The organism is Paraburkholderia dipogonis, assembly GCF_042680985.1.
In the GTDB taxonomy this organism is placed as follows: domain Bacteria; phylum Pseudomonadota; class Gammaproteobacteria; order Burkholderiales; family Burkholderiaceae; genus Paraburkholderia; species Paraburkholderia phytofirmans.
Genome location: NZ_JBHUFR010000013.1, coordinates 326463 through 347216, shown reverse-complemented (window position 1 = coordinate 347216; position 20754 = coordinate 326463). Strand labels below are relative to the sequence as shown.

The following is a 20754-nucleotide window of genomic DNA, read 5'->3' as shown; positions in this document are numbered from 1 at the left end:
CCGACTGCTATGAAGCGTCGTCGACCGGTATGCACACGGTGATCGACGTGCCGCTGCCCGGCGCGCTGCGCACCGAAATCTCGCCGCCCAACATCAGTACGCGTTCTCGCATGCCCACCAGCCCGAACGACTTCATCCGCGCCGCCATCGAATCGAAGCCGCAGCCGTCGTCGCTTATTTCGAGGACCCAGCAGCGGCCGGTCTGTTCGAGCGAAATCGTGACCTGGGTCGCCGCGGCATGACGCGCGACATTCGTTAGCGCCTCCTGCACGATGCGAAACAGTGCGATTGCCCGCGCCTCGTCGAGGACCAGACTATCGTCAGGAATCCGTAGATGGCAGGCCACCCGGCCGTCGCGCGAGAATTCGGCGGCCAGCCACTCCAGCGCGGCGACGATGCCGGCATCGATTGCGGCGGGACGCAGCGATGCAACCACATTGCGGACCACCTGCATGGTGTCGTCGGCGAGCGCCAGCAGGTCCCGGAATCGTCCGGCCAGCGCCGGATCGTCTCGCGCGAACTCGATTCGCATGGCCGATACACCAAGCCGCAGCGCCGTCAGTTGCTGCCCCAGTTCATCGTGCATCTCGCGGGCAATACGCTTGCGCTCTTCCTCACGCGCGGTTTCGCGCAACGACGTCAACTCCTGCAACAGCGCATACGATTCGCGCAAACGGAGTTCGGCTTCCATTCGCTCGGTGATATCGGTCCAGATCGTCAGCGCACCGCGTATGTCGCCGTTAGCGCCGTGTTCGGGCACCGCGCTAACGTGCCAGCCCACTGGCTTGCCGTTCTTCTCCGACGTGAGATCCACCTTCGCGCCGATGCCGCTTGCCATCACCTGCTCCAGCGTGGCGGTAATCATCCGCAACTCGGGCATTACGCTGTCCGATAGCTCGGCAGGCGCTTTATCGATGGCGTCCGCCGCGCGCATCCCGTTGACCTGTTCGAACCGCGGATTGACGTAGCTGTAGCGACAGTTGCGGTCGTAGCGAACGATCATCTCCGGCGCGTTTTCGGTCAGCGTGCGAAACAGTTGCTCACTGCGCTTGAGTTCGTCGATGTCGCGGCAGATGGCCAGCACGGTGGCGACCTGGCCGTCGGCGGCAAACTCCGGCACCATCCGCATGTGCCCCCAGCGCACCTCGCCGTTGGCGTTACGGAAGCGCACTTCGTCCATGCGCTCCGTGCCGGTCTCAAGGACGCACCGCAGCCGGTCCCGATACCGTGGCACATCGACCACCGGCGACTCGTCCACGCTTTCCGTGCCCATGGCTTCGTCGGCCACCGGCGGCAGGATCGCGCGCAGCGCCGGATTGGCGTAGATGCGCCGGCATTCGCGGTCGAAGCGCGCAATGTAGTCCGGCGAATGCTCGACCAGCGCCCGGAATGCCTGCCCGCTCGCATGCAAACGCTCTTCCGCCTGCTTGCGTTCGGTAATGTCGCGCCCCAGCGCCAGTACGCTCGTGATCTCGTCGTGCAGCCCGCGCTCCGCGAGAATGCGCACGTGGTGATAGCTCACGTCATTCGCGCCGTCGCGCAACGTGAGTTCGTGCGTGCGTTCCGCGCCCGTTTCGAGCGTGGCCGCCAGCGCATTCTGATAAGCGACGAACTGGGGATCGGCGGTGTGTTCGGTTGGCGTCGCACCGAGCATTTCGTGCAGGGGACGGCGCAGTATCGCGGCGAGTCCGGAGTTGGCATAAACCAGCCGGCAGTCGAGGTCATACCGGCAAATGATATCGGGCGTGCTTTCCGCGAGGCGGCGGAATTGCGCCTCGAGTTCCAGTTGCGCGATCAGAAGCTGCTCGGTGCGCTTGCGCTCGGTAATATCGCGCACGAGCGCGAGGTTATACGGTTGGCCTTCGTACTCGAAATAGCTCGCGCTGATTTCCACCGGCAAGGTCGTGCCGTCCTGGCGGCGCTGCATCGACTCGATCATCATCGAGCCGTTCTCGCGCAGCTCTTTCCAGGCGCCGCGCCACCGTTCAAAGTTCCACTCGGGATCGACATCCATCACGCGCATTCGCAGCAACTGCGCGTGACTGTATCCGAGCGTGCGGCAGGCCTCTTCATTGACGTAGATGAAGCATGCATTCTGGTCGATCAGATAGGCAGCATCGCTGACCAGGTTGAGCGCGCAGCTCTTCAGGTGCATGAGCGCATCGGGCTCGGCCGCGGGGAGCTCGAGGCGCCCATCATCCTGCCGGGTCGCGGCTGCCGGTGCCTTGCGTGGGTCACCGCTGATCTCTTTCATTGAATTCCGCGCGTGTCGGGTCAGAAGTTGCGTGTCGTCGTCGATAACCGGCCGCGTCCGGCTGTGTCGCGGGCAGGGCAGACAACTTACTCGATAAGCATAGCCCGGAAAGCGCCGGCGAAATATTCGGTCTGGCGCCAGGCGAAGAAGCAATCAGCCGACGCTTCGCTTTCAACAGCGTGACATTAGTCGGCCAAACGCCGGGGTTTACCCTTCAAGGCATCGCTATCGCTTGCAATCTCTTCGAAGAAAGGCCCAAAATGTAAGCGCTATCATTTGGATATGTGACGCAAGGTTGCTGGTAAAAACCCCATGATTCGCGCAAAGTGCCGTCAGATGTAAGCGCTAACATTAGTGACAGAACGAAACATTCGGAGACAACGATCATGAGCGCAACACCGAGCCTCGAGCAGGCGCCACCGAGAATCCGCCGCGCCCAGGTCGTGGCGCTCACGCTGCTGATGGTGAGCGGCATCGTCAACTATCTGGACCGCGGCACGCTCGCAGTCGCCAATCCGTTGATCCGTCACGACCTCGGCCTGTCGCTCGGACAAATGGGGCTGCTGCTCTCCGCGTTCTCGTGGAGCTACGCGCTCTTCCAACTGCCGGTGGGCGGTCTCGTCGACCGCGTCGGGCCGCGCAAGCTGCTCGGCATCGGCCTGATCGTGTGGTCGCTCGCGCAGGCGTCGGGCGGATTCGTCTCGACCTTCGGCTGGTTCATCCTCGCGCGGATCGTGCTGGGCATCGGCGAGGCGCCGCAGTTTCCGTCGGCGGCCCGCGTGGTCAGCAACTGGTTTCCGCTGCGCGCGCGCGGCAAGCCGACCGGCATTTTCAACTCGGCGTCGCCGCTCGGCACGGCGCTCGCGCCGCTGTGCCTGTCGGTTCTCGTCGTGGAGTTTCACTGGCGCTGGGCCTTCATCGTGACGGGCGTGCTCGGTCTCGTCGTGGCGCTCGTATGGCTCGCGGTGTACCGCGACCCCGTCAAGGCGACTATGACCGAAACCGAACGGCACTATCTCGAAGGCGACGAAGCGGACCGCAAGCCGGCCCCCACGGTCACCTTCGCCGAATGGCGCTCGCTGTTTTCGCACGGCACGACGTGGGGCATGCTGATCGGCTTCTTCGGTTCGGTGTACCTGAACTGGGTGTACCTCACGTGGCTGCCCGGCTATCTGACGATGGAACGCCACATGAGCCTGATGCACACGGGCGTCGCGGCATCGATACCGTTCTTCTGCGGCTTTCTGGGCTCGCTGACGGCCGGCTGGTTCTCCGATCTCATCACGAGCCGCAGCACGAGCCCGGTCGCGAGCCGCCGCAATGCGGTGGTGATCGCGATGCTCGGCATGGTCGCGTTCACGATTCCGGCGGCGCTCGTCGAGAGCAACACGATCGCGATCGTGTGCATCTCGGTGGTGATCTTTCTGGCGAATGCCGCATCCGCGAGTTCATGGGCGCTCGCCACTGCCGCCGCGCCGCCGAACCGCGTCGGCTCGCTCGGCGCGATTCAGAACTTCGGCGGTTTTCTGGGCGGCGCGCTCGCCCCGATCCTGACCGGCTATATCGCGCAGAGCTGGTCGTTCGTCCCCGCGCTGCTGACGGCCGCGGGCATCGCGTTTATCGGCGCGATGAGCTACCTCCTGCTGGTGCGCAAGCCGATCGAAGACCAGTCCACCCCGACCGAACCCGTGCGAGCGCCCGCGTGAAACGCGCGCGCCGCCAGACTCAACGAACCCTTTCCGGGAGATCACGAGCATGACCACCTCCAAGCAATTCGCCACGTCGATCGAAGGCATCGTCCCCGTGATGCTGACGCCGTTCGACGACGCCGGCGCTATCGATTACGCCGGACTCGAACGCCTGATCGAGTGGTATATCGCGCATGGATCGGACGCGCTCTTCGCCGTCGCGCAGTCGAGTGAAATGCAGTTCCTGACACTCGCCGAGCGTGGCACGCTGGGACGCTTCGTCGTCGACAAGGTGGCGGGCCGCATTCCGGTCGTCGTCTCCGGCCATATCAGCGACGACCCCGACGCGCAGGCCGAGGAACTCAACGTCGCCGCCGCCACCGGCGCGCAAGGCATCGTGCTGGTGACGAACCGGCTCGACCCGAAGCAGCAAGGCACGCAGACCTTCACGGCGAATCTCCGGCAACTGCTCGCGCGCCTGCCGTCCGACCTTCCGCTCGGTCTGTACGAATGCCCCGCGCCCTACCGCCGCCTTCTCTCCGACGATGAATTGAAGCTGTGCATCGACACCGGCCGCTTCATCATGCTGAAAGACGTGAGCTGCGATCTCGCTACGGTCCAACGGCGCGTCGCGCTCGCCGAAGGTTCGCCGCTGAAAATCCTGAACGCCAACGCGGCCATTGCGTGGGACGCGATGAAGGCGGGCTCCGCCGGTTTCAACGGCGTGTTCACGAATTTTCATCCGGATCTGTACAAGTGGCTGCGCAACGATGCGGCGCAAGACCCGGCTCTGGCAGAAGAACTCGCTACGTTTCTCGTGCTCGCCGCGGTCTCCGAGTCGCTCGGCTATCCGGCGCTCGCGAAGATCTATCATCAACGGATCGGCACGTTCGACTCCATTCGCTGCCGCGTGATCGACTACGACGTGCGCGAACGCTTCTGGGCCCTCGACGCGGTGCTCGATAAGATCGTCGCCGGCACCGAGCATTTTCGCGGCCGTATCGCGGCCCTCGGTGCGAACCGCTCGGTTCGCTAGGCGTAGGGCCGGTGGAGGATTTCCGGATCACAGGTGGATCCGCTAAAGCCGTCACGCGCGTCCACGGCGGTAAGATGGCGGGCGTTCCCCGATTCACTCTGCGCTCTCCAACCTGATGCCTGACTCTCTCGACCCGCCGGCCGCCGCCCGCACCCAGACGAACCGCGTTCGCCGCAGCACGGGCCGCAGCGTGCTTTCCGATGTGGCCAAGCTCGCGGGCGTCTCCACGGCGACCGTCTCGCGGGTCTACAACGAGCCGGACAAGGTCTCCGCGAACGTGCGTGAGCGCGTCGAGCATGCCGCGCTCACACTCAACTGGTTTCCGAATGCGGCGGGCCGCGCCCTCGCCTCCACGCGCAGCCACATTGCCGGCATCATCATTCCGACTCTGGATGATCGCGTGTTTGCGTCACAGGTAAGCGGCATGCAGGCGGCGTTCGCGGCGCGCGGCATCACGCTGGTGCTCGGCTGCTCGAATTACGACCCCGCGCAGGCGCTCACGCAGGTGCGCGCGATGCTGGCGCGCGGCGTGGAAGCAATGGCCGTGGTAGGCGAGGCGCATCCGGCCGAACTCTTCGATGCGTTGCGGCTCTACCGCGTGCCGTACGCGGTCACGTACGCGTATCGCAAGGACAGTCCGCACACCTGCATCGGCTTCGACAATCATGCGGCCTATGCGGAGATCACCGAACATCTGATCGGCCTCGGGCACCGCGCGTTCGCGGTCTGCATCCAGCCGACGCGCGACAACGACCGTGTGCAGGCACGCGTCGCGGGCATTCGCGCGACACTCGAACGTCACGGCCTCGCGGTCCGGCCGGGGCATATGTTTGAAGGCGAATCGACAATGCGATTTGGGCGGCGCAGTCTGCGCACGATCTGGCAAGCGTCGGGCGAGCGCCCCACCGCGATCGTCTGCGGCAACGACCATATCGCGCTGGGCGTATTGCGCGAGGCCGAGGAACTGGGCATTGCGATTCCGGGCGAATTGTCCGTCACCGGATTCGACGACCTGGAAATGGCGCAGGAAATCCGCCCCGCGCTGACCACGATGCGCGTCGACACCTACGAGATCGGACGGCTTGCCGCGCAGTATCTGCTCGACACGCTCGACGGTAAGCGTCCGCTGCACGGGCACGAGGTGCATGCGTTGTTTCAGCTCAGGCAATCGACGGGACCGGCCGCGAGATAATCTCGCGGCGCGATGCCTCGACGACGGACTACAGTGTGGCGGTCACGCCGCCGTCCACGTAAAGAATGTGGCCGTTGACGAAGTTCGAAGCGTTGCTCGCCAGGAAGACCGCGGCGCCGACGAGATCTTCCACATCGCCCCAACGCCGCGACGGCGTGCGTCCAATCAGCCACTTGCTGAAGGTCTCGTCCTTGACGAGCGCCTCGGTCAACTCGGTCTTGAAGTAGCCCGGCCCGAGACCATTCACCTGGATGCCGTGCTGGCCCCAGTCGATTGCCATGCCTTTCGTCAGCATCTTCACGGCGCCCTTGCTCGCGGTGTAGGCGGCAATGTTGGGACGGCCCAGTTCGCTTTGCACCGAACAGATGTTGATGATCTTGCCGCGTTGCCGCCCGATCATATGCCGCGCCACGGCCTGCCCGACCAGGAACACGCTGTCGATGTTGGTCTTCATCAGTTCCTGCCACTGCTCGTGGGAAAACTGTTCGAGCGGCGCGCGACGCTGCATGCCCGCATTGTTGACGAGAATGTCGATTGCGCCGATGTCGCGCTCGATATTGACGATCGCATTTTCCACGTCATCTGCCGATGTCACGTCGAAACTCGCGGCGTGGACAGTGGCGCCCTCGTCACGCAAACGGCTGACCGCCTCGGCGAGGCGCGCCGCGCTGCGACCGTTCAGAATGATTTCGGCGCCCGCGCCGGCTAGTCCTTTTGCGAGCGCGTAACCGATTCCGGTACTCGATCCCGTGATGAGCGCACGGCGCCCCGACAGATCGAACATGTTCAGATTGCTGTTCAACTCAACCTCTCCTTGATTCTAGTCTTCCGATTCCCATGACGCCTCGGCGGGCCTGCTTAACCATTGCATGACCTCTCTCAGGTTGCAAGCGCTGTCTCGTGACGCGCAAAGATGCAGCACACCCGCCTCGCCCACCGGCGGCTCGAGCGTATCGAACTGATCCGCGACCAGCGTTGCGGGAAACTCATGATCGGCCCGTCCCGCCACGCGCGCAATCGCAACCGACAAGGGAATGTCGAGAAATACGAAGCGCAGCCCGGCGACACGCGCGCGCAACCGCTTACGGTAGCCCCGCTTCAATGCCGAACATGACAGCACGGCGGCGCCTCGACTCTCGTCCATTTTCGCGCCGAGACGATCCAGCCATGGCTCGCGGTCGCCGTCGCACAAGGCGATCCCGCGGCACATCTTGTCGCGGCTTTGCGCCGAATGGTGCTCGTCCCCTTCGATGAAAACGCCCGCCAGCGCAAGCGCCAATTCGCGCGCGAGCGTCGACTTGCCCGAGCCCGACACGCCCATCACCACTATCTTGTCTGTCACGTTGCACAATCCAGCCACGTTGTTCCGGCAATCGATCGGCGGGATCGCGCCGGCCATTCGACAGGCACGGTGCGCCGCTCAACGCGCACCGCTGCGTCGCACGCTTACCGCTTCAGGACACCGGTGTGAACTTGAGCTGGTTGATCGGCGTGACCTTGTCTGTGCGAGTCAGACCGTAAGGCGTCTTCGGTCCGAGCCACTTATTGAAGATCATGCTCATCTCGCCGTTCTGTTCCAGCGTAGCGAGCGCCTTGTTGACCGCACCCAGCATGGCCGGCTCGTTCTGCCGCAAGCCCACCGCGATCGGCTCGACCAGCATCGGCTCCGACGCGATCGCCACCGCGCCGTCCGTGCCGTCCACCTGCTTCGCGATCTTCGTGGCGGTCATCTGATTGGTCACGAAGCCCTTCACCTTGTTCTGCTCAAGTGCGAGAAAAGCGGAACTGGTATCGTGGAAAGTGACCGCCTGGCCATCCTTGATCGAAATCGGAATCGACTGCGCGGATGTCGAGCCGTCGGCGGCGCTGATCTTTTGCCCCGTGAAATCAGCCAGTTTCTTGCTGGCGTCGGCCTTCTTCACAACCAGAACTTCTTTGGTGGAATAGTACGAATCGCTGAAGGCAATCTGCGTGGCGCGGGTTTTCGTGTACGCCAGGTTCGCCACCACGATGTCGACACGTCCGAGCTTCAATTGCGGAATGCGTGCTTCCACCGCCAACGGCTCCAGCTTCGCCTTCACGCCCAGTTGCTTCGCCACGGCGTTGCAGAGGTCCACGTCCATGCCTTCGAGCTGACGCGTCTGCGCATTCGGATACGAGAACGGCTCGACATTCGAATACACGCCGCAACTCAATTCGCCGTGACTCTTGATGTCCGCCAATTGATCGGCGTGGGCCGGGGCAATCGACGCGAGCGCACCGCCAAACACCAACATCCCCGAGAAAATTTTCTTTACCTGCATCGTGATGCTCCTGAAGTGTATGTGTAAAGCAACCCATTGCTGATGGAAGGTGGGCAATCTGAACTACCGTGGCGAACCTCTCGCCTCAATGCGTACGAAGGTCGGATAGGAATCGTTGCGCGCGCTCGTGCTTGGGACGCAAAAAGAACTCTTCCGGCTCCGCCGTTTCGAGAATCTTCCCTGCATCCATGAACCACACGCGATCGGCGACTTCACGCGCAAAGCCCATCTCATGCGTGACGCACATCATCGTCATGCCTTCCTGCGCGAGACTCTTCATCACATTCAGCACTTCGCCGACCATTTCAGGGTCGAGCGCGCTGGTTGGTTCATCAAACAGCATGGCCGGCGGGTCCATCGCCAGTGCTCGTGCAATCGCGACACGTTGCTGCTGGCCGCCGGACAACTGCGGCGGGAACGCCTTGGCCTTGTTCGACAGACCCACGCGCGACAGCAAATCCGCCGCCTTGCGTTCCGCTTCCGCTCGCTTGAGGCCGTTCACGCGCATCGGCGACAGCGTAATGTTGTCGAGCACGGACAGATGCGGAAACAGGTTGAACTGCTGGAACACGAAGCCGACCCGGCTGCGGTATGCATTGAGACCCAGCTTCTTGTCATGAATGTCCTGACCATCGAAAAAAATCTGGCCACGGTTGATCTCCTCGAGCCGGTTGACGGTGCGAATCAAGGTTGACTTGCCGGAACCCGACGGCCCGCACACCACCACCACCTCGCCTTGGCGAACCTCGGCGTTCACGTCCACGAGAGCGTGATATTCGCCGTACCATTTGTCGACGCTGGAAAACTTGATCATGCGAATTACCTCGAAATGATTGAACGCCTAGTTCTCGGTGGGCAGCGGATCGGCCAGCGCGACGGCGTCGGCCTTGCGGGTCTTCGCCACGACGCCGGCACGCTTGCGTGTCACGCGCCGCTCCAGGTACTGCGCCAACTGCGTCAGCGCATAACAGAGGGCGAAGTAGCTCAAGGCGAGAATCAGGTACACCGGAAACGGCTTCGTCAGCAGCCGGTTGTTGATCTGATCCGCCGCGAAGGAGATCTCCTGCACGTTGATGATGTAGCCGAGCGAAGTCTCCTTGATGGTCGACACGAACTGCGTGACCATGCTCGGCACCACGTTGTAGAGCGCTTGCGGCAGGATGACCGCGCGCATGGTCTTCATGTAGCTCATGCCGAGCGCACGCGACGCTTCGGCCTGCCCTTTCGGCAATCCCTCGATGCCCGCGCGAATGATCTCGCCGAGATACGCGGAGTCGTAGATCACCAGCGCGCACAGCATCGTGACGAATCCGGTGACCGGATAGCCGGTCAGCACGGGCACGAGAAAGTACACCCAGAAGATCACCATCAGCAGCGGAATGCCGCGCACCATGTAGACGAGTCCGGTGGCCGGCGCCCGCAGAAAGCGCAACGGGCTGATACGCGCCAGGGCAACCAGAATCCCCAACGGAAAGGCAATCACAAGTGCCGACAGCGACAGCAGTATCGTCAGCACGATGCCGCCTAACGGCCCATGCGGATACTGCCCGATGAGCAGCAGTGTCCAGTTGTCGCGCAGGATGTCGAACATGTCACTTCACTCCCGGAATGCGGTAGTGCATCGCGATTCTCGCGCCGCCCAGCATGATGACGAGCGACAACCCGAGATACACCACGGTGGCGACGAAATACGATTCGAAGGACAGGAAGGTTTCGTTCTCGATCTGCCGGGTCACGTACGTCAGCTCCGCGGCGCCGATCGCCATGGCGAGACTCGTGTTCTTGAACAGCAGGACCGCGTGATTGACCATCGGCGGAATCGCGTTGCGCAGCGCTTGCGGCAGAATCACGAAGCGCATGCCATTCAGGAAGTTCAAACCCAGCGCGCGCGAGGCTTCGTACTGACCGTAGGAAATCGCGCGCAGGCCGCTGCGAATGTCTTCGGCGAGATAAGCCGCACTGCACAAACCGATCGCGATGACCGCGAAGATGAACTGACCATTGTAGTGATTCAGCACCGTTTGCAGCGAGTCCGGCAAGATGTTCGAAATGCCGAAGTACCAGAACAGGATCTGGACCAGCATCGGCACATTGCGATGGTAGGCAACGAACGTCGCGACGAAGGCCGTGGCGATACGATTGTTGGTGAGGCGAATCAGCGTGAGAAGAATGCCCACCACCAGCGAGAGCGCCCACGCCAACGCGGCCATCGCGAGTGTGAGCTCGATCCCGTGAAGAAACAGCGCGCCGTAGTCGCCTTGCAGCACTGTCGCCAGATCAAAATGAAGTTTCATGTTGCCCATCCCAATGGCTCGGATCGAAGCAATGACCCCGGTCTGAGTCGACCTGCGGCGGCATCGCTATTCCTGCGAGAGTCGCCGTCGACTCTCGTGTTGAATTGATACTAGCTCGCAAAAAAAGGGCGTTGCAGAGGCCTTTCTTCTGGCGCAATAAGTTTCGGGAATGATGAAACGGGAGGGTTTCCGGCAGGGGAACAGGTGTGCAGTTGCATGGTGTTTGTCTCCTGTATGCAGCGCCTCTTCGGACGCCTCATCAGTGGATGCGCGCCTTTTTTCAGGCGCGCACATTTCTCGTGAAACGGCGCAGGCGCGCCTTGGCGCGCCGGTCTTCGCTCAGGCAGCCGCGCTTGGGCGAGCCAGCACTTGCGGATTCACCGGCGTCGGCGGCTTGCCGGCCGAGGCGCCAATGCCCAGCGCGGCGAGCAAATTGTCTGCGCAAAGCGAAGCCATCGCGCGCCGCGTGCTGACGGACGCGCTGCCGATGTGCGGTGTCAGCACCACGTTCTTTTGCGCGAGCAGCGCCGGGCAAACCACCGGCTCGCCTTCGAATACGTCCAGACCGGCCGCCGCGATGCTGCCTTCTTGAAGCGCCACGGCCAGAGCCGCGTCGTCCACCACGCCGCCGCGGGCGATATTGGTCAGCGTGGCCGATGACTTCATCTGCTTGAGCTCCACCGCGCCGATCGCATGATGCGAGCTCGCGGAGTACGGCACCACTACGATCAGATGATCGGACTCGCGCAGCAGTGTCTCCTTGTCGACGTAGCGGGCCTTGCAACTCGCCTCGACCTCGGGAGCCAGTTGCGAGCGGTTGTGATAGATCACGCGCATGTCGAAACCGAATGCGCCGCGTCGTGCGATGGCCTGACCGATGCGGCCCATGCCGAGAATGCCGAGCGTCGATCCATGCACGTCGCCGCCGACGAACATGTCGTAGCGCCCGGTCTTGATCCATTCACCGGCGCGCAGGAAGCGTTCCGACTCGGTGATGCGCCGCGCCGTTGCCATCATCAGCGCGAAGCCGAAGTCGGCGGTGGTGTCCGTAAGCACGTCGGGCGTATTCGTCACCAGCACGCCGCGCGCGGTACAAGCCTCTACGTCGACGTTGTTGTAGCCGACGCCGATATTGCAGACCGCCTTGAGTTGCGGGCAGGCGTCGAGCAAGGTGGCGTCGATCCGGTCGCTGCCCGCGGTCATGGCGCCCGTTTTCCCTTGCAATCGGGCGATCAGTTCCTGCTGCGTCCAGATCGTATCTTCCGGGTTGTCGGTCACGTCGAAGTTCGCGCGCAGGCGATCGACGATGTCCGGAAATGACGCACGGGTAACCAGTACCGATGCACGCATGGAAAACCTCCTTATTGAACTCGGGTGATGTCTCTTACGCATGGGCCGTTGGCCGCGCGAGAGCCGTAATGGGTTTCGCCGGGCGCGGCGACCTCGTGGGTCAGCGCGCTCGATATCTCGCGAATGCAATGCAAACGCCGCGACGTCGGCATGAAGGTTGGGCGTGCTCGCGCGCTCAGGATCCGGCCGCGCGCCGCCGGCAGCAAAGACAGCGCCGCCAATCTCGCGCGTAAAAACACAGGCGTAGACTTAAGCGTCGTTACCGGCCGGATCGCGTTTGATCGTCGTCAGCCCACCCGGCACCTGCAGCGTGGGCAGGATTTCCATATTGCTGATGTTCACCGCCAGCGGCGCGGCGATCGCGAAGGCGATGGCGTCGGCGATATCGGACGGCAGCGGCAGCTCGAAACCATCGATAAACTTCTTGCGCGCTTCTTCGATATCGCCATGCACGTGGCCAAAGATATCGGTAGCGACACGGCCCGGGCAGATCTCCGTCACGCGCACGCGCCTGCCGGTCGCATCGACGCGCAACTGGCGCGACAGCGCGTGAATGCCGGCCTTCGTGGCGCTATAAATGGAGTTGCCGTTGAACGTGTAGATGCCCGCGATCGAGCTGATGTTGACGATATGGCCGCGATCGCGCTCGACCATGCCCGGCATGGTGAGGCGCACTAGATGCAGGACAGCTTGCAGGTTCACTTCCACCTGCAAATCGATGTCGTCGGCACCGGCATCCAGGATCGAACCCCTGGTCGATACGCCGGCATTGTTCACGACGATATCGAACGGCACTTCCTGCGTGAGTTTCGTCAGTGCTTCCAGATCGCGCACGTCGATCGCATGCGGAATGCAACCGGTGCGTTCCGCCAGTTCATTCAGACGATCGGCGTTGCGGGCAAGCGCATGCACTTCGAGTCCTTCACGGCGGAAGCGCTCGACGATCGCAGCACCCATCCCTGTCGAAGCGCCCGTCACCAGCGCGGTCTTATAGTCTGAAAACGGCATGAATGACCTCTGTCTGTAGTTCTGAAATGCCGCGCCTTCGAGGCGTGCGGCAGGCCTGTTACTAATGTATATGCCGTGAAAACACGGAGCAAAGACGGATTGGCTTTGCCGCGATAAGGCCGGCTTATGGTTGGCCGACGAGCGGGCTCGCATAAGCCGGCCACGCGCCGCCTAGCGCACGAGCTTCGACACCGGCACCACCCGGCCGCCCGCCGCTTCGATCACGTCGCGCACCGTGCGCGCGAGTTCGACGGCGCCCGGCGTGTCGCCGTGCAGCAGGATCGATTGGACCGGCATCTTGAGCTTGTTGCCGGTAATGGTCGTGATACTGCCTTCTTCGAGCAATGCCTTGACACGCGCCAGCACGGCCGCGCGGTCCTTGATGACCGCGCCCTCGAGCTTACGCGACACCAGCGCGCCCTGGTCGTCGTACGCACGGTCGGCGAGAAACGTTTTGGCCGTGCGAACGCCGATGCGATCGGCGGCCCGCTCGATCTCCGTGTTCGTCGAGACGCTGATGATCACGTCGCGGTCGAACTCGGCGACCGCCCGCACCAGCGGCTCGGCCAGTTCATACGACGCCGCGGCCATGTTGCCCAGCGCGCCGTGAAAGCTCATGTGCGTGACGCGATGCCCCGCCGCTTTTGCAATGCCGGCGAGCGCGCCCATCTGATACACCACATAGTTCGCCAGTTCCAGCGGATCGGCCTGAATCTGCCTTCGGCCGAACCCCATCAGGTCGGGAAAACCCACGTGCGCGCCGACGTCGATCTGGCGCGCCAACGCCATCCGCACGGTCTTGTCCATAATCACGGGATCGCCCGCGTGATAGCCGCACGCGACGTTGGCCGACGACACGATGTCGAGCATCGCTTCGTCCTCGCCCATCGTGTACGGTCCGAAGCCTTCACCGAGGTCCGCGTTCAGGTCGATTTCCACCATTCACACTCCATACTTTGATTGCGCTACGCCGCGGGCGAGAGCTCGAGCAAGGGGGTTCCATATCCGACCGTCGTTCCGTGCGCGGCAAGCGTGCGCGTCACCACGCCGTCGATCGGCGCCGTCACCGGAACACACAACTGCGCGATCTGAAGCAAGCCGACGATGTCGCCCGGTTTCACCTGAGCGCCCGCTTCGACCAGGGGCGTCGAACGCGCCGGATGCATCGTCAGAAAGATGCCTGCGGAACTGGCGCTCACGCTGACGGTTTGCGACTGCGCGCTGTTCGATCCGCCCGCGTTTGCCGCGGCTGAAACCGCACGCGCAACGACCTGCTGCGTCGCGCTCGCATCGGCCGCACACGCGGCCTGCTCCAGCGTCAAACGAACTCTCGTCCCGGGTTTGCTGATTTCGATGAACTCGACACCGACCGCTGCCAGCCACGACGTGATCTGCCGAAGTTCGCCGATATCCACTTCGTTATTTTGGGTCATGTTTCAGTGTCGGGAAGGACGAAAGAGCTCAACGAGATTGCGCACTTTGACGAGATAGGCGTTCAGTTCATCCAGTGCCGCGACGGCCTCCGGATAGGTCGTCTGAACGAAGCGAATCTTCGTACCGATGCGCGCCTGCGCGAGCCGCCACAAATCCGCTTCGATCACCGTGCCGATCTTCGGATAACCACCCGAAGGCTGCGCATCCCGCAGCTGAATGATCGGCTGGCCGCTATGCGGCACCTGAATCACGCCCGGCACGATGCCATGCGAACGTTTCTCGATCGCATGCGTCGCGACCAACGACGGACCGGCGAGGCGATACCCGTAGCGATCGCTCTGCGGCGTCACTTTCCAGCCGTCACGCCAGAAAGCCTCTAGCGATTGCGGCTCATAGCAGTCGTATTCGGCGGCGGGCAGCACGCGGACCGCTGTTTCGCCCGGCTCGGCTGCGGGAACGGACAACGGCGCCGGCAACGAGTACTCCGGCGGCACGGTGCCGAATCCGGCAGCGTGTACGGCCTCTTGCGACACAGCACGCCCGGCCGGTTCCACCGCATTCAGCACATCGCCTTTCTGCAACTGACGACCGTTGTAGCCGCCGAACTGACCACGCAACTGCGTGCTGCGCGAGCCGAGCACCACCGGCACATCCACGCCGCCGGCAAGCGAGAGATAACAACGCGTGCCGCTGGCCGGCACGCCGATCGTCAGCACGTCCCCCTGTTTGGCCTGCACTGTCCACCACGGCAACACCGGCCGCTCACCCAGGCGCGCCGCGCAATCGGCGCCTGTAATGGCAAATGCAAGGTCTTCGAGAAAGCGGATGCGAAACGGGAACATTGGAATCTCGATGCCGGCCGCGTCGTCCGGATTACCGAGCAACAGGTTGCCGACCGCAAGCGCGAGCCGGTCCATCGCGCCGGCCGTGCCGACGCCGTAGCGCAGATAGCCTTCGCGCCCCTGGTCCTGCACGGTCGCGAGCGCGGACGAAGACAGTATCTCGATCATGGAACAATCCTCTCGACGCGAAAACGGATCATGTCGCCTGGTGCGAGCGTCGCCGGGTTCTCGCGCGCCGGGTCGAAAAACGACATCGACGTATGGCCGATGGTGTTCCAGCCGCTCGGTCCCGCGGATGCCGACACACCCGTCTGCACACCGCCGATCGACACCGCGCCGCCGGGCAAGCCCAGCACCGGCACCTTGCGGCGCGGCGTGGCGATACGCGGATCCATGCCGCCGAGATAGCAATAACCTGGATGGCTGCCGAGCGCATAGACGGTATAGAGCGGCGCGCAGTGCAGTTGCACGACTTCATCGACGGAAAGCCCTGTGTGATTCACGACGTCCTGCAGATGCGGCCCGAACTCGCCGCCGTACTCCACCGGCAGTTCCACGACGCGGCCGTCGATCTGCAATTCGCCGGCCGCGGCCCACGCGTCGCGCAATGCGGCGTCGAGCGAATCCAGGTCCGCCGGCGGCGTGAAAAACGTCAGCATCAGATTCGTCACCCCGGGCACCGCTTCACGCACGCCCGGCCATGTTTCGACCTCGCGCGCGAGCGCCCAGACGCGGCGCTGCGCATGCAGATCGAGTGCGCCCGGTGCTTCGAACAGCATCGCCGTGGTGCCCAGCATGCTGATGCGAAGCAACTGCTCCGATTCGTCCTGTTTCATTGCAAGGGCAGTCCTGTGTGAATCCGGTCGTAGCCGTTCGACGACGTCCGCGTATGCGATCGACGCCTGTTCAACGGTCAGCGTCATGTCTGTTTCCTCCTGGCGAGCCAGCGCTCCAGATGATGAATGTCGACCCCGCCTGCGGCGAATCCTTCATCTTCGAGCATGGCCCGATGCAACGGCACGTTGGTGTGAATGCCTTCGATGCGCATCTCCGAGAGGGCCAGGCGCATGCGCGCCAGCGCCTCGTCGCGGCTTGCGCCATGCGTGATCACCTTGGCGATCAGCGAGTCGTAATAAGGCGGTACGACAGCGCCGCCGCTCATATGCGAGTCCACTCGCACGCCGTTGCCGCCCGGCACTTCCCACACGGAAATCTTCCCCGGACACGGCACGAAGGTGAATGGGTCTTCGGCATTGATCCGGCATTCCAACGCGTGGCCCTGCGTGCGAATGTCCGACTGGCGAATGGTCAACGCGTGCCCTTGGGCGATGCGAATCTGTTCTCGCACGATGTCGATACCGGATGTCATTTCCGTCACGGGATGCTCGACCTGCAAGCGCGTATTCATTTCAATGAAGAAGAACTGATCGTTCTCGAACAGGAATTCGAAGGTGCCCGCGCCGCGGTAGTTGGTCTGCCGGCAGGCCTCGACACAGCGCTCGCCCACTTGCCGGATCAAGTCCGGATCGATGCCGGGCGCGGGCGCTTCTTCCAATATCTTCTGATGACGCCGCTGCAGTGAACAGTCTCGCGAACCCAGCCACAGCGCATTGCCGTGCGTATCGCACAAAACCTGTATTTCGACGTGACGCGGATGCTCGAGAAACTTCTCGACGTAAAGTTCGGGCTTGCCGAAGGCGCGGCGCGCTTCTTCACGCGTCACAGAGACCGCTTCGAGCAGTTGTTCGGGACCGGGCACGACGCGCATGCCGCGTCCGCCGCCGCCGCCCGCTGCCTTGACGATCACCGGATAGCCGATTTCTGCGGCGACGCGCAGGATCTCGGCGGGGTCGTCGGGCAAGCCGCCGTCCGGGCCGGGCACGCAAGGCACGCCGGCCGCGCGCATGGCGCGCTTGGCCGCGACCTTGTCGCCCATGGTGCGAATCGAAGTGGGTTCAGGGCCGATGAAGGCCATGCCTGCGGCCTCGACCTGCGCGGCGAAGTCCGCGTTCTCCGACAGGAAACCGTAACCAGGATGAATGGCTTGCGCGCCGCTCACGTGCGCGGCGAACAGGATCGCAGTCCGGTTCAGATAACTTTGCCCCGGCGACGCCGGGCCGATGCACAGCGCCTCGTCGGCGAGACGCACGTAGCGAGCGTCGGCGTCGGCCTCCGAATGCACGGCGACGGTTTGCAGACCCAGTTCGCGGCAGGCACGCTGGATTCGAAGCGCGATCTCGCCACGGTTGGCGATCAGTACTTTATTGAACATGATGGGTCAGCCGATCCGGAACAGCGGCTGGCCGGATTCGACCTCGCTGCCTGGCGTCACGAGAATCTCCAGAACAGCGCCGCTGAACTCGGACTCGATCGCGTTGAACATTTTCATCGCTTCGATCGTGCAGAGCAATTGCCCTTCTTCGATCGTGTCGCCGGCATTCACGAAGGGCGACTCGTCTGGTGCCGGTGTCAGATGAACCACGCCGAACATGGGCGCGCGAACGAGTTGCGGTTCCTTCGCGGTTGCGGAAGCGGCGGACGCCGCGGGGATTTCGCGCAGTGTGCCGGTGTCGGCGGATCGAGCGGATGCGGCATGCGGGGATTGCGTGCCTTGGGCGGTTTGGGTGCTTTGGGTTACTGCCATGGCCGCAGCTTGCTCGCCCGCTGGCGCAGCGGCCTGCCTGGTGCGCCGTTTCGCCTTCACGAGCTTGACCCGTTCCTCGCCCTCGATGACTTCGAGCCTGGCAAGCGGCGATTCCGCCAACAGGTCGATAAGCGCCTTAATCTTCTGGAGATCCATCACTGAGTCCGTAGCCGGTTGGATGCGCGCCGGCTCACTGCAAGCCGGGCGATCGACGATGGACTCAATGTATCCGTCACATAAAAATTGCGCCAAGACGGTTTGGCTTTGTAGCGATAAGGCGCGCTTATGTATCGGCGGTATCGGCGCCGGGCTCGAAGCGCACGTCGAGCGCGAGGTCGCCCGCCAGTTCCAGCAGAATGTCCTTGACCGCCGCGGCCGGCTCGGAAAGCGGCAGATGGTCGGACAGACAGACCGAGAGCGGAATCTTGATGACAGGCGAAACGATCCGGCACTGCACGATATCGCCCGCTACCGCGACCACGCGCGCGGTGGAATCGGGCAGGATCGTCGCGCCGATACCCGCGCTCACCGCCGCCGAGAGCGTCGAAGCCGATTCGATTTCGGCCACCACTTTCGGGATCATCTGCACGCGCGCGAAGCCTTCGTCGACATATTTGCGCAGATAGTTGTACGGACGCGGCAGCAGCAAAGGCACGTCGCGCAATTCGGTCACGCCGATCTGCTCCTGCGTGATGCCCATGCTGCGCGGCGCGACAAGGAACAATTCCTCGTTCATCAGAAGCTGGAACGACAGGCCGTGCACGGGCTTGTCGCCATACAGCACGGCCATGTCCATGCGGCCGTTCATGATCAGTTCGCTCAGCGTCGTGCCGAAGTTCTCGTTGATGTACAGCAGGATGTCCGGATGCCGCGCGCGCACTGTGCGCAGCAAAGGCAACGAGAGCGCCGAGGCCCCGGTGCCGGGCGCGAGCCCCACCGAAACCTGGCCAGAGAGCGTCTGGCCCGCGCTTTTCACGTCGGCCTGCGCCTGTTCGTACTGGCGCAGGATCAGTTGCGCGTGCCGATACAACGTAGCCCCTGCCTCGGTGGCGGTGACGCCGCGTTTCGTGCGCACCAGCAGTTGCTGCTGGAACTCGTCCTCGAGCGTGATCAGCTGCTGGCTCAGCGCCGGCTGGGCGATATGAAGCACTTCGGCGGCCTGAGTCAGGCTGCCGATATCGACGATCTTCACGAAGTACTTCAAACGCCGCAGGTTCACGGTAGTCGCGTCTCGGATGTTGGGGGATGGCAACAATGATAGGGCAAGCGCAGCGCGCCGCACAGTGCCTAAAAAACGCCTCGCTCGCTTCTGCAGGCCGGGAAAGGCGCTCTGTCAGCGTATTCCCGCATGGACCACGGCTATCGGAGCCGGACTCGCGCGCGTGTCGGCTTGTCATAAGCGGATGTTATTGCCCCAGCGGAAAGACGTCTTGGCTTGAACTTTTTCTCACGCTTAATGTGAAGGCTCGTTAAATGCTGTTGAGGAGTCAAGTGTGAGTGCATCGCGCATCGCCGCCCGCGTCCAGCGAATCAAACCTTCGCCGAGCAGCGCCGCGGCCGACCGCGCCGCGGAACTGCGGCGGCAGGGCAAGACCATCGTCAACCTCGTGGTCGGCGAACCCGACTTCGACACGCCTGCGCACATTCGCCAGGCCGCTTTCGAAGCGATGGAGCATGGCGAGACACGCTATACGCAAACGGCCGGCACGCCTGCGTTGCGCGCCGCCATCGCCGCGAAGCTGCAACGCGAGAACGGGCTTTCATACGATCCGAAGCACATCATCGTGACGTGCGGCGCCAAGCACGCGATCTTCAACGCGCTCGCCGTGACCGTGGAAGCCGGCGACGAAGTCCTGATTCCCGCGCCGTACTGGGTGTCGTACCCGGACATGGCGCTCGCCTGCGACGGCGTGCCGGTTGTCGTGCCCTGCACCGAGGCCGACAGTTTCAAGCTCACGGCCGCCACTCTCGAGGCAGCAATCACGCCGCGCACGCGCTGGCTGATCATCAATTCGCCGACCAACCCCACTGGCGCGACCTACACCGCCGAAGAACTGCGCGCTTTAGCGGACGTGCTGCTGCGTCACCCGCACGTGCTGGTGATGATGGACGACATCTACGAGCACATCCGCTTCGAAGGTGAAGCGTCGCAGCATCTACTCTCGATCGAACCTGAACTCGGTTCGCGCACGCTGGTCGTCAACGGCGTGTCGAAGACTTACGCGATGACCGGCTGGCGCATCGGCTACGCCGCCGGCCCCGCCGATCTGATCGGCGCGATGGACACGCTCCAGTCGCAATCCACCAGCAACGCCAGCTCGATCAGCCAGGCCGCGGCGCTCGCCGCGCTCACCGGCGACCAGAGCTTCGTGCGGCAGTCCGTGCGGACCTACCGCGAACGGCGCGACCACGCGCTCGAAGCGCTCAACGCGATTCCCGGCATCAGTTGCAAGACGCCCGGCGGCGCCTTCTATCTGTATGTGAACTGCAGCGGCATGATCGGCCGCGCCACGCCGCAGGGCAAGCGCCTCGAAGGCGACGTCGACGTGGTGCTGTATCTGCTGGAGCACGCGGGCGTCGCACTGGTTGCCGGTTCGGCCTATGGCGTCTCTCCTTTCTTCCGGATGTCGATCGCCACGAGCATTGAGATCATCGAAGAAGGCTGCAGGAAGATCGCCGCCGCAGTCGCCGCTTTGAACTGAGAGTACG

At 63.3% G+C, this 20754-nt stretch carries 20 protein-coding genes; 4 read left to right on the top strand and 16 right to left on the bottom strand.

Going from position 1 to position 20754, the window contains the following annotated elements:
• Positions 1–7 precede the first annotated feature (7 nt).
• Positions 8–2254, bottom strand: coding sequence for a sensor histidine kinase (locus ACFSNN_RS19135; protein WP_244322938.1), 2247 nt, complete (start codon positions 2252–2254; stop codon positions 8–10).
• Positions 2255–2640: 386 nt separating this feature from the next.
• Between ACFSNN_RS19135 and ACFSNN_RS19130 the strand changes: the two genes are divergently transcribed.
• The 3 genes from ACFSNN_RS19130 (at position 2641) to ACFSNN_RS19120 (ending at position 6170) form a co-directional block, all read left to right on the top strand.
• Entirely contained in the window at positions 2641–3960 is a 1320-nt protein-coding gene (locus ACFSNN_RS19130; protein WP_134462968.1) for an MFS transporter, read from the top strand.
• A gap of 49 nt (positions 3961–4009) precedes the next feature.
• The gene (locus ACFSNN_RS19125) at positions 4010–4978 is read left to right on the top strand and encodes a dihydrodipicolinate synthase family protein (RefSeq protein ID WP_134462966.1); all 969 of its coding nucleotides are present in this window, start codon (positions 4010–4012) and stop codon (positions 4976–4978) included.
• A gap of 115 nt (positions 4979–5093) precedes the next feature.
• Positions 5094–6170, top strand: a complete 1077-nt coding sequence (locus ACFSNN_RS19120; RefSeq protein WP_208949570.1) for a LacI family DNA-binding transcriptional regulator — start codon at positions 5094–5096, stop codon at positions 6168–6170.
• Between the two features lie 28 nt (positions 6171–6198).
• On the opposite strand, the gene ACFSNN_RS19115 is transcribed toward ACFSNN_RS19120, so the two are convergent.
• The 15 genes from ACFSNN_RS19115 to nac all read right to left on the bottom strand — a co-directional run bounded on the left by ACFSNN_RS19115 (position 6199) and on the right by nac (position 19264).
• Entirely contained in the window at positions 6199–6954 is a 756-nt protein-coding gene (locus ACFSNN_RS19115; protein ID WP_134465568.1) for a glucose 1-dehydrogenase, read from the bottom strand.
• A 36-nt stretch (positions 6955–6990) separates the two neighbouring features.
• A complete protein-coding gene (locus tag ACFSNN_RS19110; protein ID WP_244322937.1) occupies positions 6991–7512 on the bottom strand; it encodes a gluconokinase in 522 nt (173 codons plus the stop codon).
• Positions 7513–7624: 112 nt separating this feature from the next.
• A complete protein-coding gene (locus ACFSNN_RS19105) occupies positions 7625–8473 on the bottom strand; it encodes a transporter substrate-binding domain-containing protein (RefSeq protein ID WP_134462962.1) in 849 nt (282 codons plus the stop codon).
• A gap of 85 nt (positions 8474–8558) precedes the next feature.
• Positions 8559–9287: an amino acid ABC transporter ATP-binding protein gene (locus tag ACFSNN_RS19100; RefSeq protein WP_134462960.1), complete on the bottom strand. Its 729-nt coding sequence runs from the start codon at positions 9285–9287 to the stop codon at positions 8559–8561.
• A gap of 27 nt (positions 9288–9314) precedes the next feature.
• Complete coding sequence (locus ACFSNN_RS19095; RefSeq protein WP_085230658.1) at positions 9315–10064, bottom strand: amino acid ABC transporter permease; 750 nt, start codon at positions 10062–10064, stop codon at positions 9315–9317.
• A gap of 1 nt (position 10065) precedes the next feature.
• Positions 10066–10767: an amino acid ABC transporter permease gene (locus ACFSNN_RS19090; protein WP_134462958.1), complete on the bottom strand. Its 702-nt coding sequence runs from the start codon at positions 10765–10767 to the stop codon at positions 10066–10068.
• A gap of 339 nt (positions 10768–11106) precedes the next feature.
• Complete coding sequence (locus tag ACFSNN_RS19085; RefSeq protein WP_134462956.1) at positions 11107–12117, bottom strand: 2-hydroxyacid dehydrogenase; 1011 nt, start codon at positions 12115–12117, stop codon at positions 11107–11109.
• 249 nt (positions 12118–12366) lie between these two features.
• Positions 12367–13125, bottom strand: a complete 759-nt coding sequence (locus ACFSNN_RS19080) for an SDR family oxidoreductase (protein WP_134462954.1) — start codon at positions 13123–13125, stop codon at positions 12367–12369.
• 171 nt (positions 13126–13296) lie between these two features.
• Positions 13297–14064, bottom strand: a complete 768-nt coding sequence (locus ACFSNN_RS19075) for a LamB/YcsF family protein (protein ID WP_134465567.1) — start codon at positions 14062–14064, stop codon at positions 13297–13299.
• A gap of 26 nt (positions 14065–14090) precedes the next feature.
• Entirely contained in the window at positions 14091–14558 is a 468-nt protein-coding gene (locus ACFSNN_RS19070; RefSeq protein ID WP_134462952.1) for an acetyl-CoA carboxylase biotin carboxyl carrier protein, read from the bottom strand.
• Between the two features lie 3 nt (positions 14559–14561).
• On the bottom strand, positions 14562–15569 hold the full coding sequence (locus tag ACFSNN_RS19065) for a 5-oxoprolinase subunit C family protein (protein WP_134462950.1): 1008 nt from the start codon (positions 15567–15569) through the stop codon (positions 14562–14564).
• The gene (pxpB, locus tag ACFSNN_RS19060; RefSeq protein ID WP_244323071.1) at positions 15566–16237 is read right to left on the bottom strand and encodes a 5-oxoprolinase subunit PxpB; all 672 of its coding nucleotides are present in this window, start codon (positions 16235–16237) and stop codon (positions 15566–15568) included. Before pxpB ends, ACFSNN_RS19065 begins: the two co-directional genes overlap by 4 nt.
• A gap of 83 nt (positions 16238–16320) precedes the next feature.
• Positions 16321–17673 carry an acetyl-CoA carboxylase biotin carboxylase subunit gene (gene accC, locus ACFSNN_RS19055; RefSeq protein WP_134462946.1) on the bottom strand — a complete coding sequence of 451 codons (1353 nt, stop codon included), beginning with the start codon at positions 17671–17673 and terminating at the stop codon, positions 16321–16323.
• A 6-nt stretch (positions 17674–17679) separates the two neighbouring features.
• Positions 17680–18201 carry an acetyl-CoA carboxylase biotin carboxyl carrier protein gene (gene accB, locus ACFSNN_RS19050; protein ID WP_134462944.1) on the bottom strand — a complete coding sequence of 174 codons (522 nt, stop codon included), beginning with the start codon at positions 18199–18201 and terminating at the stop codon, positions 17680–17682.
• A gap of 127 nt (positions 18202–18328) precedes the next feature.
• A complete protein-coding gene (gene nac / locus ACFSNN_RS19045; RefSeq protein WP_134462942.1) occupies positions 18329–19264 on the bottom strand; it encodes a nitrogen assimilation transcriptional regulator NAC in 936 nt (311 codons plus the stop codon).
• Positions 19265–19538: 274 nt separating this feature from the next.
• Here nac and ACFSNN_RS19040 point away from each other — a divergent pair, with 274 nt between their 5' ends.
• Positions 19539–20747: an aspartate transaminase gene (locus tag ACFSNN_RS19040; protein ID WP_134462940.1), complete on the top strand. Its 1209-nt coding sequence runs from the start codon at positions 19539–19541 to the stop codon at positions 20745–20747.
• Positions 20748–20754: the final 7 nt, after the last annotated feature.

What these genes read in the sequence shown, in the direction of transcription:
- ACFSNN_RS19135 (WP_244322938.1), bottom strand. Translation starts at nt 2,254, where the DNA reads ATGAAAGAGATCAGCGGTGACCCACGCAAGGCACCGGCAGCCGCGACC.
- ACFSNN_RS19130 (WP_134462968.1), top strand. Translation starts at nt 2,641, where the DNA reads ATGAGCGCAACACCGAGCCTCGAGCAGGCGCCACCGAGAATCCGCCGC.
- ACFSNN_RS19125 (WP_134462966.1), top strand. Translation starts at nt 4,010, where the DNA reads ATGACCACCTCCAAGCAATTCGCCACGTCGATCGAAGGCATCGTCCCC.
- ACFSNN_RS19120 (WP_208949570.1), top strand. Translation starts at nt 5,094, where the DNA reads ATGCCTGACTCTCTCGACCCGCCGGCCGCCGCCCGCACCCAGACGAAC.
- ACFSNN_RS19115 (WP_134465568.1), bottom strand. Translation starts at nt 6,954, where the DNA reads ATGTTCGATCTGTCGGGGCGCCGTGCGCTCATCACGGGATCGAGTACC.
- ACFSNN_RS19105 (WP_134462962.1), bottom strand. Translation starts at nt 8,473, where the DNA reads ATGCAGGTAAAGAAAATTTTCTCGGGGATGTTGGTGTTTGGCGGTGCG.
- ACFSNN_RS19100 (WP_134462960.1), bottom strand. Translation starts at nt 9,287, where the DNA reads ATGATCAAGTTTTCCAGCGTCGACAAATGGTACGGCGAATATCACGCT.
- ACFSNN_RS19095 (WP_085230658.1), bottom strand. Translation starts at nt 10,064, where the DNA reads ATGTTCGACATCCTGCGCGACAACTGGACACTGCTGCTCATCGGGCAG.
- ACFSNN_RS19090 (WP_134462958.1), bottom strand. Translation starts at nt 10,767, where the DNA reads ATGAAACTTCATTTTGATCTGGCGACAGTGCTGCAAGGCGACTACGGC.
- ACFSNN_RS19085 (WP_134462956.1), bottom strand. Translation starts at nt 12,117, where the DNA reads ATGCGTGCATCGGTACTGGTTACCCGTGCGTCATTTCCGGACATCGTC.
- ACFSNN_RS19080 (WP_134462954.1), bottom strand. Translation starts at nt 13,125, where the DNA reads ATGCCGTTTTCAGACTATAAGACCGCGCTGGTGACGGGCGCTTCGACA.
- ACFSNN_RS19070 (WP_134462952.1), bottom strand. Translation starts at nt 14,558, where the DNA reads ATGACCCAAAATAACGAAGTGGATATCGGCGAACTTCGGCAGATCACG.
- ACFSNN_RS19065 (WP_134462950.1), bottom strand. Translation starts at nt 15,569, where the DNA reads ATGATCGAGATACTGTCTTCGTCCGCGCTCGCGACCGTGCAGGACCAG.
- pxpB (WP_244323071.1), bottom strand. Translation starts at nt 16,237, where the DNA reads ATGAAACAGGACGAATCGGAGCAGTTGCTTCGCATCAGCATGCTGGGC.
- accC (WP_134462946.1), bottom strand. Translation starts at nt 17,673, where the DNA reads ATGTTCAATAAAGTACTGATCGCCAACCGTGGCGAGATCGCGCTTCGA.
- accB (WP_134462944.1), bottom strand. Translation starts at nt 18,201, where the DNA reads ATGGATCTCCAGAAGATTAAGGCGCTTATCGACCTGTTGGCGGAATCG.